At 72.4% G+C, this 14,065-nt stretch carries 15 protein-coding genes and 1 riboswitch; of the genes, 6 read left to right on the top strand and 9 right to left on the bottom strand.

Annotated elements, in window-relative coordinates; genetic code table 11:
• Nucleotides 1-35: 35 nt before the first annotated feature.
• Entirely contained in the window at nt 36-608 is a 573-nt protein-coding gene (locus ACRQ4B_RS00975) for a TetR/AcrR family transcriptional regulator (protein WP_439692863.1), read from the bottom strand.
• Nucleotides 609-685: 77 nt separating this feature from the next.
• Here ACRQ4B_RS00975 and ACRQ4B_RS00970 point away from each other — a divergent pair, with 77 nt between their 5' ends.
• Nucleotides 686-1,582, top strand: a complete 897-nt coding sequence (locus ACRQ4B_RS00970) for an SDR family NAD(P)-dependent oxidoreductase (protein ID WP_439692862.1) — start codon at nt 686-688, stop codon at nt 1,580-1,582.
• An 8-nt stretch (nt 1,583-1,590) separates the two neighbouring features.
• On the opposite strand, the gene ACRQ4B_RS00965 is transcribed toward ACRQ4B_RS00970, so the two are convergent.
• Nucleotides 1,591-2,481 (bottom strand): alpha/beta hydrolase family protein, encoded by an 891-nt coding sequence (locus tag ACRQ4B_RS00965; protein WP_439692861.1) that lies wholly within the window; start codon nt 2,479-2,481, stop codon nt 1,591-1,593.
• Between the two features lie 126 nt (nt 2,482-2,607).
• Here ACRQ4B_RS00965 and ACRQ4B_RS00960 point away from each other — a divergent pair, with 126 nt between their 5' ends.
• Nucleotides 2,608-5,076: a GH92 family glycosyl hydrolase gene (locus ACRQ4B_RS00960; protein WP_439692860.1), complete on the top strand. Its 2,469-nt coding sequence runs from the start codon at nt 2,608-2,610 to the stop codon at nt 5,074-5,076.
• A gap of 54 nt (nt 5,077-5,130) precedes the next feature.
• On the opposite strand, the gene nagA is transcribed toward ACRQ4B_RS00960, so the two are convergent.
• From nagA to clpS, 7 genes are all read right to left on the bottom strand, one after another.
• Complete coding sequence (nagA, locus tag ACRQ4B_RS00955; protein WP_439692859.1) at nt 5,131-6,288, bottom strand: N-acetylglucosamine-6-phosphate deacetylase; 1,158 nt, start codon at nt 6,286-6,288, stop codon at nt 5,131-5,133.
• Nucleotides 6,285-6,683 carry a YrdB family protein gene (locus ACRQ4B_RS00950; protein WP_439692858.1) on the bottom strand — a complete coding sequence of 133 codons (399 nt, stop codon included), beginning with the start codon at nt 6,681-6,683 and terminating at the stop codon, nt 6,285-6,287. The genes nagA and ACRQ4B_RS00950 overlap by 4 nt, the downstream gene beginning before the upstream one ends.
• Nucleotides 6,684-6,691: 8 nt before the next feature.
• On the bottom strand, nt 6,692-7,561 hold the full coding sequence (purU, locus tag ACRQ4B_RS00945; protein ID WP_439692857.1) for a formyltetrahydrofolate deformylase: 870 nt from the start codon (nt 7,559-7,561) through the stop codon (nt 6,692-6,694).
• A gap of 90 nt (nt 7,562-7,651) precedes the next feature.
• Nucleotides 7,652-8,965, bottom strand: coding sequence for an MFS transporter (locus ACRQ4B_RS00940; protein WP_439694337.1), 1,314 nt, complete (start codon nt 8,963-8,965; stop codon nt 7,652-7,654).
• A 112-nt stretch (nt 8,966-9,077) separates the two neighbouring features.
• Complete coding sequence (locus ACRQ4B_RS00935) at nt 9,078-9,503, bottom strand: MarR family winged helix-turn-helix transcriptional regulator (RefSeq protein ID WP_439692856.1); 426 nt, start codon at nt 9,501-9,503, stop codon at nt 9,078-9,080.
• Between the two features lie 119 nt (nt 9,504-9,622).
• Nucleotides 9,623-10,093: a DUF2017 family protein gene (locus ACRQ4B_RS00930; RefSeq protein ID WP_439692855.1), complete on the bottom strand. Its 471-nt coding sequence runs from the start codon at nt 10,091-10,093 to the stop codon at nt 9,623-9,625.
• Nucleotides 10,090-10,389: an ATP-dependent Clp protease adapter ClpS gene (clpS, locus tag ACRQ4B_RS00925; protein ID WP_439692854.1), complete on the bottom strand. Its 300-nt coding sequence runs from the start codon at nt 10,387-10,389 to the stop codon at nt 10,090-10,092. The genes ACRQ4B_RS00930 and clpS overlap by 4 nt, the downstream gene beginning before the upstream one ends.
• Nucleotides 10,390-10,446: 57 nt before the next feature.
• Nucleotides 10,447-10,532, top strand: a riboswitch (ZMP/ZTP riboswitch).
• Nucleotides 10,533-10,584: 52 nt separating this feature from the next.
• Between clpS and glyA the strand changes: the two genes are divergently transcribed.
• The 4 genes from glyA to ACRQ4B_RS00905 all read left to right on the top strand — a co-directional run bounded on the left by glyA (nt 10,585) and on the right by ACRQ4B_RS00905 (nt 13,930).
• Complete coding sequence (gene glyA / locus ACRQ4B_RS00920) at nt 10,585-11,874, top strand: serine hydroxymethyltransferase (RefSeq protein ID WP_439692853.1); 1,290 nt, start codon at nt 10,585-10,587, stop codon at nt 11,872-11,874.
• 32 nt (nt 11,875-11,906) lie between these two features.
• Entirely contained in the window at nt 11,907-12,806 is a 900-nt protein-coding gene (locus tag ACRQ4B_RS00915; protein WP_439694336.1) for a tetrahydrofolate dehydrogenase/cyclohydrolase catalytic domain-containing protein, read from the top strand.
• 138 nt (nt 12,807-12,944) lie between these two features.
• Entirely contained in the window at nt 12,945-13,397 is a 453-nt protein-coding gene (locus ACRQ4B_RS00910; protein ID WP_439692852.1) for a hypothetical protein, read from the top strand.
• A 29-nt stretch (nt 13,398-13,426) separates the two neighbouring features.
• Nucleotides 13,427-13,930, top strand: coding sequence for a hypothetical protein (locus ACRQ4B_RS00905; protein ID WP_439692851.1), 504 nt, complete (start codon nt 13,427-13,429; stop codon nt 13,928-13,930).
• Nucleotides 13,931-14,065: the final 135 nt, after the last annotated feature.

Genomic DNA, 14,065 nt, shown 5'->3' with positions numbered 1-14,065 from the left:
GTGGCCCGTCGGGACAGACCTGCCGTGCCCGGTGCTCAGGCGGGGCGGATCCCGGTGAGCAGCACTTCGGCGTACCGCTCGGGGGCCGGCACCGTGACGCCCCCGGCGACCGCTGCGCTCCGCATCCCGCAGAGCAGGCGTCGGAGGTCGTCGGCCCCGATGTCCCCGCGGACGAGCCCCTCCGAGCGCCCGCGGGCGAGGAGTTCATCCACCGAGGCGACCAGGTCGCCGGCGAGTTCGAGCGTGTCGGAGCACGAGAACCCGCCGCCGGTCAGCAGGTCGCCGAGTGCGGGGTCCTGCAGCATGCTCCGGAAGGCCTCGCCGACCACGCCGCGCAGCGCATCGGCGGTGTCGGGCAGGGCGACGGCGTCGCGCACGCGGTCGAGCATGTCCTCGAACGCGTCGATCGCGAGCGCTTCGAGCAGGTGCTGCTGGGTCGGGAAGTGCCGGTAGGCGGTCCCGACGCCGACGCCGGCCTCGTGCGCGACGGCGTTGAGCAGGGCCGGTTCGCCCCGGTCGACGAAGGTGCGGGCGACGTCGAGCAGCGCCGTCCGGTTGCGCTGGGCATCGGAGCGCAGCGCCTCGGGTCGGGCCATCGAGATCGTCATGTGGACACTCTATCCGGTTGTGCTAGCGTTCCGGATGAATCATCCGATTGGGTACGGCGAACGAGCAGGAGACGACGATGGACAGCTTCGAGTGGGAACCGGCAGCGATGCCCGACCAGCACGGCCGGACCGTGGTGGTCACCGGCGCGACCGGTGGGCTCGGCCTCGTCGTGGCCATGACCCTCGCGTCGGCCGGCGCCCGCGTCGTCGCCGGCGTCCGCGACCTCGACAAGGCGGCTCGCGTCCTCCCCGTGGGGGTCGACCTGGAGGCGCGGCTCGTCGACACCTCGTCCGTCGCGTCCGTCACGGCGTTCGCCCGGCAGCTCGCCGAGGACGGCATCGTCGTGGATGCCCTCGTGAACAACGCCGGCGCGACGCTCGGCACGTTCGGGCGCACCGACGAGGGCATCGAGCGCACCTGGGCGACGAACGTCGTCGGGCCGGCGCTCCTTGCCGAGGCGATGCTCCCGCTGCTCGTCGGGCCGTCGCCCCGCATCGTGCTCGTCGGCTCGAACCTGTCGCAGCGCACCCGCCGTGTGCCCGGCCCCGGCGGGGTGGACGATCCGGGTGACTACTCGCAGTTCGGCGTGTACACCGACTCCAAGACCGCGGCCGCGGCCCTCGCGGTCGACCTCGGGGAACGACTCCGCGCTGCCCGTTCGGACATCCGGTCGGTCATCGCGCACCCCGCCATCGCGGCGACGGGGATGAACGACCAGGCAGAGACCCTGACGCAGCGCCTCGGCGGCATGGTCGCCCGCAGCCTGGCCCGGACCGCCACGGACGGCGCTCGCTCGACGCTCTGGTCGGCGACCGCCCCGGACGTCACCGAGGGGGTGTTCGTCGGACCTGCACTCCGACGTGGTGACCGGCGACTGCACGTCGTGCCGGTGCGGGGCCCGGCGTCGGACCCGGCGTTCCGCGCTCGGGTCCGGGCCTTCGTGGACCAGGTCGCGGTGCGCGCCGGGTCCTGATCATCCGTTCACGTGGGCAGCAGGTGCCGGAGTGCCGCTTCCGTGATGCGCGGCGGCATCGCGTGGCCGCCGTCGAACACCTCTGTCGTCGCGACACCCGGTCGGAACGCGTCGAGGACGCGCCGGACGCCGGCGAGGGGGAACAGTCCGTCGTCCCGTCCCGCCGCGACGAGGACCGGTTGATCAACGGCTGACGCGACCAGGGGGACGTCGCCGGCGGCGGTCAGACCCGGGACGAACCAGGCCGGGTTGTGGCGGATCCGAGCGGCCTCGAACGAGGCCAGCGTCCCGAGCCCGCAGCTGACCACGCCCCGCGTGAGCCGGGCGTCGACGGCGAGTGCGAACAGGGCCACCTGTCCGCCGAGGGAGTGGCCGACGATGCCGAGTTCGGTGTCGGCAGTACTCGTCTCGACCATCCAGGACGTCACCGTGGCGATGTCACGCGAGTGCTTCGCCTGCAGGCTGCTGCCGTCCGCCACACGGAAGAGCGCATCGAGGCGTTCGTCGGCCGCCGGGTCGTCCGTCCAGTCGCGTCGGCGTTCCTCGAAGCCGACCAGATCGGGGATGACCACGCGGGCACCACCGCGAGCGAGCACCACGCCGTAGGCGAGGCTCGGATCCCCCGCCCGCCCGGCGGCCTCGCTCTTCCCGGAGCTGAAGTCGCCCGCGTGCTGGTGGACGGCGATGACGTCCGTTCCCGTGCCGTGGTCCGGTGTCAGGAGGAAGCACGGGATGGTGTCGCCGTCGGCCGTGTCCAGCTCGACGCGTGCCCACTGCACCGACCCGTCGCGACCGAGTGGTTGCAGGCGGACCGCGACCGGACGGAGTTCGGCAGGGGACGGCAGCCCGAGCAGGTCGCGGACGCGTCCTCGGGCCGGTTCGTCGGTCGTCGACAGCATGCCCGGACGCTACCAGCGGCGGCGAACCCACCCGTGGGCCGAGAACGCGTCGACCGCGGTGAACAGCGGGGGACCGGTCGGTGACCCGGCACGCGTCCCCCGTCTGAGGGGTCTAGCGTCGCCGACGTGAACCGTTCTCGCGTGCACCGTCGCCCGCCCCTCCGTCACTCGATCCGGCCGCTGTCGCTCACCGCGGTGGCCACGATCGCCGCGCTGCTCGGGACGGGGGTCGTCGCCGCGCCGGCCGTCGCATCGCCCTCCGAACAGGCAGTGCAGGCGGGGAGGACCGTCGCCGACCCCGCCCGATACGTCGACCCGTTCATCGGCACGAGCGGCGACGGCAACACCTGGCCCGGAGCCACCGCGCCGTTCGGCATGCTGCAGTGGAGCCCGACCGGCACCGCGGGCGACCAGACCTCGACCCCGGTGGCGAACGGTTACTCGTACGACGTGAACCGGTTGCGCGGCTTCAGTCTGACGCACCTCAACGGCGCCGGCTGCGCACCGGGAGCCGCGGGCGACGTGCCGATCATGCCGGTGACGACCCCCGTCACGACGTCTCCCTCGGCCGACAGCACCGACGCGGTCTACGCCGCCGGGTACTCGCACGACCAGGAGTCCGCGAGCCCCGGCCGGTACGGCGTCACGCTCGACAACGGCGTCCGCACCGACCTCGCCGTCACCACCCGCGCCGGCATCGGCGAGTTCGCGTTCCCCGCCGGGAAGGCCGCGAACCTGCTCTTCCGCACCTCGAACTCGATCAACGGCAGCGAGGCCGCCACCACCCGCGTCGACGCCCGCACCCGCACGGTGAGCGGCAGTGTCCTGACCGGCGGCTTCTGCAGCCGCCGTGCGAACGGCGGCGGCGCCACCAACCCGGACCGCCGCAGCTACTACCGCCTGTTCTTCACGGCCACCTTCGACCGCGCGTTCACGAGCACCGGCACCTGGAAGGACGGGACGGTCCAGCCTGGAGGCACGGCCTCCTCCGGTGGGGAGGGGTACCTCACCGGCGCCGACCGCGCCGGACGCGGCTCCGGCGCGTGGGTCGGGTTCGACGCGCGTCGCGGTGCCACCGTGCACGCGACGATCGGCATCTCGTACGTGAGTGCTGCCGGAGCAGCCGCCAACCGTGACGGCGAGGTGACCAGGCACTCGACCGTCAGCAGCGTGGCGGCGGCGACCCGCGCCTCCTGGAACCGGCAACTCTCCCGCATCCGCGTCGGCGGCGGGACGGACGACCGGACCACCCAGCTGTACACGTCCGTCTACCACGCGCTCATGCAGCCGAACACGCTGAACGACCGGGACGGCCGCTACCTCGGGCCGGACCTCCGCGTGCACCGGACGGACCGCGGACACCGTGCGGTCTACGGCACGTACTCCGGGTGGGACCAGTACCGGGCGCAGATCCAGTTGCTCGCGCTGCTGCGACCGGACGTCGCCGGGGACATGGCCCAGTCGATGCTGCGGTTCGCCCAGCAGAACGGCGGGGTGTGGGACCGGTGGCTGCACCTCGGCGCACCGACGCACGTGATGACCGGGGACCCTTCGGCCGCGACCCTCGCCACCTGGTACGCCCTGGGCGTCCGGAACTTCGACGTCCGAGCCGCCTACGAGTCCTTGCGGAAGCAGGCCACGGTCGAGAACGCCGACGCCGAGAGCGACATCGGCTGCCCGGGCCAGTGCCTGGTGCAGCGACCCGCGCTCGACGAGTACCTGCAGCGGCACTACGCCGCGAACGACGACTGCTCGTGCTGGGGCGGCGCGGCCGAGACCCTCGAGGACTCGATCTCCGACAGCGCCCTCGGGTACTGGGCGTCGTCGCTCGGGCTGCGGTCGGACGCTCGGGTGTTCGCGGAGCGGGGCACGTACTGGCGGAACACGTTCAACCCGGCGGTCGGGTACCAGGCCGCACGGCAGGCCGACGGATCGTGGACGCCCGACTGGTCGCCCTCGACCGGGACCGGGTTCGCGCAGGGGACGAGCGCGCAGTACACGTGGCTCGTGCCGCAGGACGTCAGCGGACTGTCGAGTGCACTGGGCGGTGACGACGCTGCCGTGACCCGGCTCGACGCGTTCTTCCACGACGCCGCCGGCAACTGGGCCGTGACGGGCGGCGACGCCACGAAGTTCGACCCGACCAACGAGCCCGACATCCACACGCCCTGGATGTACAACGCGCTCGGCCAGCCGTGGAAGACCCAGGAGACCGTCCGGCAGGTCGTCGACGACGCCTACGGCACCGGGCCGGACGGGCTGCCCGGGAACGACGACCTCGGGACGATGAGCGCATGGTACGTCTTCGCGTCGATCGGGCTCTATCCGCAGACGCCGGGGCGAGCCGACATGCTCATCGGGAGCCCGACGTTCAGCACCGTCGACATCCGCCGGTCCAGCGGGCAGCGGATCGTCATCCGGTCCTCGGGGACGGAGCCGTACGTGCAGGGTGCGCGGTTGGACGGGCGGACGCTCGACCGGTCGTGGGTGCCGGCGTCGTTCGTGACACGAGGCGGCACGCTGTCGCTGCAGGTCGGGGCCACGGCGGACACGGCGTGGGCGAGCGGGGCGCGGGGGCGGCCGGTCGACCGGTGAGCCGGGCTCCCTCGCCCGCGACGACGCTCGTGGCCGAACCGGACGCCGAGGCGGTCAGACGAGCGGGCGCCCGGCGCCCCAGACGCGCTGCACCTCGAGCGTCGGGGACAGCGCCACGAGGTCCGCGGCGAACCCCGGCGCCAGACGCCCCAGCCGGTCGCCGAGCCCCAGCGCAGCAGCGGGCACGCTCGTCAGCGCGGCCACGGCCTCGGGCAGCGTCAGCCCCGCGCGCGTGACGGCGTTCCGGAGCGCCACGTCCTGCGTGAGCGTCGACCCGGCGATCGTGTCCGTCCCGGCGACGTGCGCCACGCCGTCCGTGACCGTCACGGCGAGCGACCCGAGCGTGTACGAACCGTCGTCGGCGCCGGCAGCACCCATGGCGTCGGTGATGAGGGCGACGCGGCCCGGAGCGGCACGGAGCAGCACCGAGGCCACCGACGGGTGCACGTGCACACCGTCGAGGATGAGTTCGAGCGTCACCCGGTCGTCGGCGACGGCGGCGGCGATCGGCCCCGGCGCCCGGTGGTGGATGCCGGGCATGGCGTTGAACGCGTGGGTGAGGAGGGTCGCTCCGGCGTCGAACGCGGCACGTGCCTGGTCGTACGTGCCGACGGTGTGCCCGACGGCGACGACCACGCCCGCGGACACGAAGCGACGGACCGCGTCGACCGCGCCCGGCAGCTCCGGGGCGATGGTGACCTGGCGGATGACACCGGCTCCGGCGTCCAGCAGGTCCGCCACCGGATCGGGTGCCGGGTCGATCAGGAACGACTCGTTGTGGGCGCCCTTGTTGTGCGGGGAGAGGAAGGGCCCCTCGAGGTGGACGCCGAGCACGAGCGGGTCGTCGGCCATCACCGCACGGACCCGGTCGAGCGACGCCGCCAGCGCGGGGACCGGGTTCGCGACGAGGGACAGGACCGAGCGCGTCGTGCCGTGCGCCCGGTGCACCGCGAGGGCGGACGCGAAGGACTCGTCCTCGTACGCGGCACCCGCGCCACCGTGCCCGTGCAGGTCGATGAAGCCGGGGGTCAGGACCGCGTCGCCGAGGTCGACGACCTCGTCAACCGAGGACGCCGCGGGGGCCTCGGCGCCGGAGCCGACCGCGTGGATCGTGTCGCCGATGACGAGGACCCAGCCGTCCGCCGTGGAACCGGCCCCGTCGACGACGTGGGCCGACCGGACCAAGGTGCTGCGTGCCTCCAGGCCGCTCACCGGGTCTCCTTCCGGAACTGCACCACGCCCGACAGCGCGGCGACCACGATGAAGACCAGCCCGATCACCGGGTGCCCGATCGAGATCCAGCACGCACCGGCCGCGACGACGAGGGCGACCTCGACGATGGTCTTCCCCACCACGTCCGTCTCGATCGGCGACGCGGGGGAACGGAAGAAGTACCAGACCAGGGCCGCGAACACCGGCGCACCGACCATGAACAGGATCGCGGGCATCGGGAACGGCCACGCGAAGTAGCCCCACGTCGCCAGCGAGAGCAGCCCGAACGTGCACACCACGATGCGGAGCACACCCCAGGCATCGACCCGGCGACGACGGATCGCGTGCGGGTCCGGGGTGTCTCCCCAGTCGACGGGGGACTGCGGTGCTGACATGGGTGGACCTACTTGAAGATGATCGTGCGGGCGCCGTCGAGGAGGACCCGGTCCTCCGCGATCCAGCGCACGGCCTGGGTGAGGGTGCGGGACTCCTCGTCCTGCCCGATCGACACGAGCTCGGCGGGGTCCTTCGTGTGGTCGACGCGGACCACGTTCTGCTCGATGATCGGCCCCTCGTCGAGGTCGCTCGTCACGAAGTGCGCCGTCGCCCCGATCAGCTTCACCCCGCGGGCGTGGGCCTGCCGGTAGGGGTTCGCGCCCTTGAAGCCGGGCAGGAACGAGTGGTGGATGTTCACCGCGCGGCCCTCGAGCGCCGCGCACAGGCCCGGGGACAGGATCTGCATGTACCGGGCGAGGACGACGAGCTCGATGTCGTGCTCGTCCACTGCCTCGAGGACTCGCTGCTCCATCGCGTGCTTGCTCTCCGGGTCGGTCACCGGGCGGTGCTCGAACGGCACGGAGTAGAACGACGCCAGCTCGGCGAGGTCCGGGTGGTTCGACAGCACGAGGGGCACCTCGATCGGCAGCTGCCCGCCGCGTTGCCGGTAGAGCAGGTCGTTCAGGCAGTGGCCGGCCTTCGACACGAGCACGAGCGTCCGCAGCGGCCGTCCGACGACGTCGAGCTGCACGCGGGCGTCGTAGCGCTGGGCGACGGGGTCGAGCGCGGCTTCGAACGTGGCACGGTCGACCGGCGCCATCACCTGGAGGCGCATGAAGAACGTGTTCGTGTCGACGCTGGAGAACTGCTGCGACTCGGTGATGTTGCCGTTCGCCGCGACGATCGCTCCGGAGACGGCGTGCACGATCCCGGGCTGGTCGTCGCAGACCAGGGTGAGGGTCCAGTGCGTGGGGGTCGCGGTCGTCGGGTCGGTCACCGGATCAGGGTACCGGGCGCGCGGGTCGGCGCGGGTCGCGTCGGCGCGGGCGGCCTGGAGGCGCGGCGTGCGCCCGTCGGCCGGGTCACGTCAGCGGGCGGCCGGCTTCGCGAGCGCCCGGTCGGCGATCGTCAGGACGCTCAGCACGACCGCGACGCCGACGATCACCCACCCGAGCACGTGCAGGTCCGGCGTGGTCGGGGCCTGGCCGAACACCCCGCCGATGAGCGACGAGGCCGCGATCGCCCCGATGTAGACGCTCGTGCGGGAGAGTCCGGCGGCGGTGCCGATGTACTCGGCGGGCACGACCCGGTACAGCGCGGCCTGGTTCGACACGGACGCCAGTGCCTGCGGGACGCCGAACAGCGCCGGTGCGAGCACGAGCAGGGCCACGGGCGACCCGGTGTGCAGCAGCAGGAGGAGCAGCCCGCCGACGATCGGCACGACGGCCGCGACGACGAGCGGACCCCGCACGGCGGTCTTCCGGGCGATGAGGAACGAGGCGACCCCGGCGACGATCGCCGCCGGCAGCTGCAGGTACCCGGCGACGTCGCTCGAGTACCCCGCGACGTCCTGCACCCACTGCGAGAAGCCGTACGTCATCGTGTAGGCGAGCAGGTAGACGAGGAACAGGCGCATGTACGTCCGGGACAGCGCCCCGTTGCGGGCGAGCATCCGCACGTCGACGAAGGGCTTCACCGCACGGAGCTCCCACAGCACGAGTGCGACGAGCAGCACGATCGCGACGCCGAGCAGCCACCAGAGACCGGCGGACAGGTCGAGCAGGAAGACGAGGAGCGCCGAGACGAACCCGGTCATGAGCAGCATGCCGAACGGGTCGAGCGCGGTGAGGACGGGCAGGTCCTCGTCGTTCCGCGGCCGCAGTTTGTCGGACGGCAACCACAGCGCGGACACGACGATCCCGAACACGGCGAGCGGCACGTTCACCAGGAAGATCGCGTGCCAGCCGAACGCCGCGATGAGGGCACCGCCGAGGGGCGGTCCCGCGGCGGCGGACACCAGGGACGTGATGGACAGGGCACCGAGCACGAGCGGCGGTGTCGGCTTGCCGATCCGGGCGGAGTGCTGACGCAGCGTGGTCAGCGCCGCCGGGTACGCCGACGACGTCCCGATGCCGATGAGCACCCGGGCGAACACCGCGCCGCCGAAGCCGGTGAGCACCTCGGGGACGATCCCCGCGATCCCGACGATGACGAGCCCGGTGAGGAACACCTTCTTCGGGCCGAACCGGTCCGCGAGCTTCCCCATCGTCGGCTGCGCGATCGCACTCGCCAGGTAGAGCGCGGCGACGAGCCAGATCGCCTGGGCAGCGCCGATCCCGAGGTCGCGGGAGATCGGCGCGAGCGCGACCGACACCATCGTGGTGTTGATCGGGTTGAGCAGCGGTCCGACCAGGACGGGGACGAGCAGCTTCGGGCCGAAGCCGTTGCCCGTCGGGTCGGTGGTCGACGTGGTGGGCGTGGGTGCGGTGGCGGTGGACGTGGCGGTCAGTCCTTCAGGGTTCGACGAGGGGGCCGAGGATGGTGATCGACCGTGCGACGGTGGCGCGGTCGTCGGGGTCGAGTGCTGCCAGCCGTTCGGCGAGCAGACGGGTGCGGGACCGGTGCGAGTCCGCACGCGCAGCGCGGCCGGCGTCGGTCGCGCTGACGATGGTGCGGCGGCCGTCGGTGGGGTCGGGTGCACGGGTGACGAGGCCGAGGTCCACGAGGGCCTGGACCGTCGCGCCCATCGACTGCGGGCGGACGCCCTCGGCGCGGGCGAGCTCGGCGGTCGTCGTGGCGCCGTCGCGGACGAGTCGACCGAGCGCGGCCGACTGGGACGCCGTGACGTCGTCGACCTTGCCGACGAGCGTGGTGCGGCGGATCCGGCCGTAGAGCGTCAGCAGGGCGCCGGCGAGCTCGTCCGACTCGGATGATTCCATACCGTCACGGTACTACTTCAGCAGGGGAACTTGCAAGGCAACCTGTCGATCACCGTGACCTGCCCGGCGGATGCGGGCCGCGCCTCCAGTCCGGCGGTGCGACGGTCCGACGGCGCGCGTCAGCGCGTCAGCGTCTCGACCAGGTGCTCCTGCACGTACCCGAGCCAGTCGTAGACGTCCCGCAGACCGACGCCCGAGTCGGCGGCGTACGACCGCTCCTCGGTCGCGGCGTCCACGATGCCGAGCCGGTCCGCGATCGTCAGCCGCAGGTCCGTCAGACAGCGCAACCACGCCTGCTCGTCCTCCGGTCCGAACGCGCCGTCCCGCGCTCCGGTCAACCAGGCGTGCACCGTCGAGGCGTTCGTGGTCTTCTGCGCCACCAGGTCCGACTCCGTCCACCGGCGGAACTCCTCGCTCGCCTCGACGTCGCCGCGGTAGGCGTCGGGGAACATCCGGGCGGCCACCGGGTCCGTGGCGATGTCGCTCGCGAGCACCTGCTGCAGCTGCTCGGTCAGCGACGTGAGCACGCCGCGCTCGCCGGAGGACAGGCCGAGGTGCACGCCGTCGGCCCGGCGGACGAACGGGATCACGGGGTCGGGGCCCTGTCCACGGAGGCCTGCAGGCCGTACCCGTGCATCGCCTCGACGTGGGCCTCCATGGCCTCGCGGGGGCCCGTCGCCACGATCGCCCGGCCCTCGTCGTTGACCTGCCGCATCAACCGCTCCGCCGTGGCGCGCGGGAAGCCGAAGTACTGCTGGAAGACGTAGGTCACGTACGACATCAGGTTGACGGGGTCGTCCCACACCACGGCGACCCACGGCGAGTCCGGGCGCACGTCGGTGCGGGCGTCGGTGCGCTCGTCGACGTCGGGCGTGAGCAGGGTCATGCGTCCAGGGTGCCAGTCATCCGTCCAGGGTGACACGAACCGACTCGCTCGGTACGATCGTCAGGTCGCGACTGGCGTTGGATGGGTCACCATCGGGGAGCGACACCTGACACGGTGCGCCGCCGTACGCCTGGGCCGCGCCCCACCGTCCACCTCGTCGCGCACGTGCGCGACGGACAGACAACGAGGAGTCCCGTGTCCATCACCGATCTGCCCCCCGCAGCCGCCGCCACCACGTTCAACGCCCCGCTCAGCGAGGTCGACCCCGAGATCGCGAAGGTCCTCGAGCAGGAGCTCGGCCGCCAGCGCGACACCCTCGAGATGATCGCCTCGGAGAACTTCGTGCCGCGCGCCGTCCTCGAGTCGCAGGGCTCCGTCCTCACCAACAAGTACGCCGAGGGCTACCCGGGCAAGCGCTACTACGGCGGCTGCGAGTACGTCGACGTCGCCGAGCAGCTCGCCATCGACCGCGCGAAGGCACTCTTCGGCGCGGAGTACGCGAACGTCCAGCCGCACTCCGGCGCCAGCGCGAACGCCGCGGTCCTGCACGCCATCGCCAGTGCCGGGGACACCATCCTCGGTCTCGAGCTCGCGCACGGCGGCCACCTGACCCACGGCATGAAGCTCAACTTCTCCGGCCGGATCTACAACGCCGTGTCGTACGGCGTCGACCCGGAGACCTTCGAGGTCGACTACGACGACATCCGCGCGAAGGCGATCGAGCACCAGCCGAAGGTCCTCATCGCCGGCTGGTCGGCCTACCCGCGCCAGCTCGACTTCGCGAAGTTCCGCGAGATCGCGGACGAGGTCGGCGCGACGCTCTGGGTCGACATGGCGCACTTCGCGGGGCTCGTCGCCGCGGGCCTGCACCCGTCGCCCCTCCCGCACGCGCACGTCGTGTCCTCGACCGTGCACAAGACCCTCGCCGGTCCGCGCTCGGGCATCATCCTGTCCAACGAGGAGTCGCTCTTCAAGAAGCTGAACTCCGCGGTCTTCCCGGGGCAGCAGGGCGGTCCGCTCATGCACGTGATCGCCGCGAAGGCCACCGCGTTCCTGCTCGCCGGCCAGCCGGAGTTCAAGGACCGCCAGGAGCGCACGCTCCGCGGCGCTCGTCTGCTGGCGGACCGGCTCACGCAGGCCGATGCGAAGGGCGCCGGCATCGACGTCCTCACCGGCGGCACCGACGTGCACCTGGTGCTCGTCGACCTCCGCGAGTCCGAGGTCGACGGCAAGCAGGCCGAGGACCTCCTGCACCAGGTCGGCATCACGGTGAACCGCAACTCCGTGCCGTTCGACCCGCGCCCGCCGATGGTCACCTCCGGCGTGCGGATCGGCACTCCGGCGCTGGCGACCCGTGGCTTCGGCGACGCCGAGTTCACCGAGGTCGCCGACATCATCGCGCTGACGCTCATGCCGAACCCGGACATCGAGGCACTCTCGGCCCGGGTGAAGGCGCTGACCGACGCGTTCCCGCTCTACGCGTGAGCGGTCCCGTGGCTGCTGCGCTCCCGCGCGAGCTGTGGGCGGGTGAGGGTTCCGCCGTCCGCATCGACGGCACCGCCCTCGCCGCCCGCACGCTCGACGACCTGAAGGTCCGCATCGACCGGTTGCACGACCACGGGTTCCGGCCCGGGCTCGGCACGATCATGGTGGGGGAGAACCCGGGCTCGGTGTCGTACGTCGCGGGCAAGCACCGTGACTCGGCGCAGATCGGGCTCGACTCCGTCCGCATCGACCTGCCGGAGACCGCGAGTGCGGCCGACATCCGGGCCGCGATCCTGCAGATGAACGACGACCCCCGGGTCACCGCGTTCATCGTGCAGCTCCCGCTGCCGCAGGGGATCGACCCGATCCCGATGCTCGAGCTGATGAACCCGGCGAAGGACGCCGACGGCCTGCACCCGACGAACCTCGGCGAGCTCGTGCTCGCCGTTCCCGGTGGTGCCGGCACGATCGACGCACCCCTGCCGTGCACGCCGCGCGGCATCGTCGCGATGCTCGAGGCGTACGACGTCCCGATCCGGGGCCAGCACGTCACGATCATCGGCCAGGGGCTGACGGTCGGCCGTCCGCTCGGGCTGCTCCTCACCCGGCTCGAGGCCACGGCGACCCTCACCCACTCCCTGACCGACGACGTCGCGGCCGAGTGCCGACGCGCGGACATCATCGTCGCCGCTGCGGGCGTCGCCGGTCTCGTGCAGCCCGACTGGGTGAAGCCGGGCGCAGCGGTCATCGACGTCGGCATCAGCCGGGTGGTGTCCCCGGAGACGGGCAAGGCACGCCTCCGCGGCGACGTCGACCCGGCCGTCGCGTCCGTCGCGGGCTTCCTGTCGCCGACGCCGGGCGGGGTCGGTCCGATGACCCGGGCGATGCTCATGAAGAACGTGGTCGAGGCCGCCGAGCGGCACCTGCACTAGCGGTCGCTGCGCCCGCTGTCGCTTGGTGAGCAGAAGTGGTCGGGTCCGGACATCGGACCCGACCACTTCTGCTCACGAAGTGCGGCCGGGAGGCGCGACTCGCCTCCGCCCCGCCGCTCCGCACGCTACGGTTCGAGCATGACCACGCCGGCCGCGGAGACCCCGACACGGGAATCGCTCTTCACCAGGGACGCCCGCAAGCTCGTGTGGATCACCCTGATCTGCCTGTTCCTGCAGGTCCTCGCGCAGAACTGGTCGGCCGGACCGCTCCTGCCCGGGAGCACCGCGGAGGAGACCCTCGGGTCCGTCGAGTTCCAGGCGCGGCCGTGGATCGGGTGGGTGCTGCTGACCATCGGCTTCGCGGTGGCCGGCTTCGTCGTCGGGGTCGCCCGTCGCGGGGCCGCCCGGTGGGATCAGGACCGCGTGATCGCTCTCGGCCTGGCCGGGGTCCTCGGGGTGACCGTCCTGGTGTGGGTGCTGTTCATCGTCCAGTACGAGTGGGTGTACTGGGCGGTCGCGCACGGCACCCTCCACCCGTTCACGATCGGCGACGTCTCCTGGTCGATCCAACGGCTCGACGACGCCCCGTGAGTGATGGGCGAGGTGCTACGGTCACGTCCATGGGGGAGGATCTGCAGACAGCGCCCGTGATGGCGCGCCACGGTCGGAAGCTGCGTCCGCGGGCCTGGGGCCTGGTGGTCACGGGCATCGTCGCGATCGTGCTGGCCCAGGCGGTCACCACGTGGAGCGCCTCGGCCGACTACGGCGGGACGGACGCCGACGGCAACTGGATCGACGGCGCCGGCAACCCGGTGTCGAGCGCACCACCCACGGTGCAGGTCGAGGGGCACATGCCGCCGGTGGTGCTCGCGGTGCTGCTGGCCGTGGTCGTCGTCGGGGTGTTCCTGCCGCCGACACTCGAACGGTACGGCCGCCGCGCGCTCGGGGACATCGTGCGGTTCTCGGCGTTCTTCGCGGTGCCGGTGATCGCCGTGGTCGCCGTCCTCGTGTACACCGTCTGGCAGGGCAGCGTCGTGATGGATCAGATCGACCACCAGGTCCTGCCCGTGCACGGCTTCCCGTGGGGCGGCGTCACCGTGACCACGGGCCACATGACCCGCTGACGCTACGCCGAGGGGCTCCGCCGACGCGGGCTTCGCCTCGGCGGACACCATCGCGGTTCCGGGACCGCGAAACCGTCCGCCCAGCCGAAGCTCGGGCGGCCCCGCGACGGCCCGGCGGCGGGCCGGCGCCGGGCC

Source organism: Curtobacterium sp. SP.BCo (assembly GCF_051903265.1).
GTDB lineage: Bacteria > Actinomycetota > Actinomycetes > Actinomycetales > Microbacteriaceae > Curtobacterium.
The sequence above is the reverse complement of the archived record's forward strand: the minus strand, read 5'-3'. Positions and strand labels throughout refer to the sequence as shown.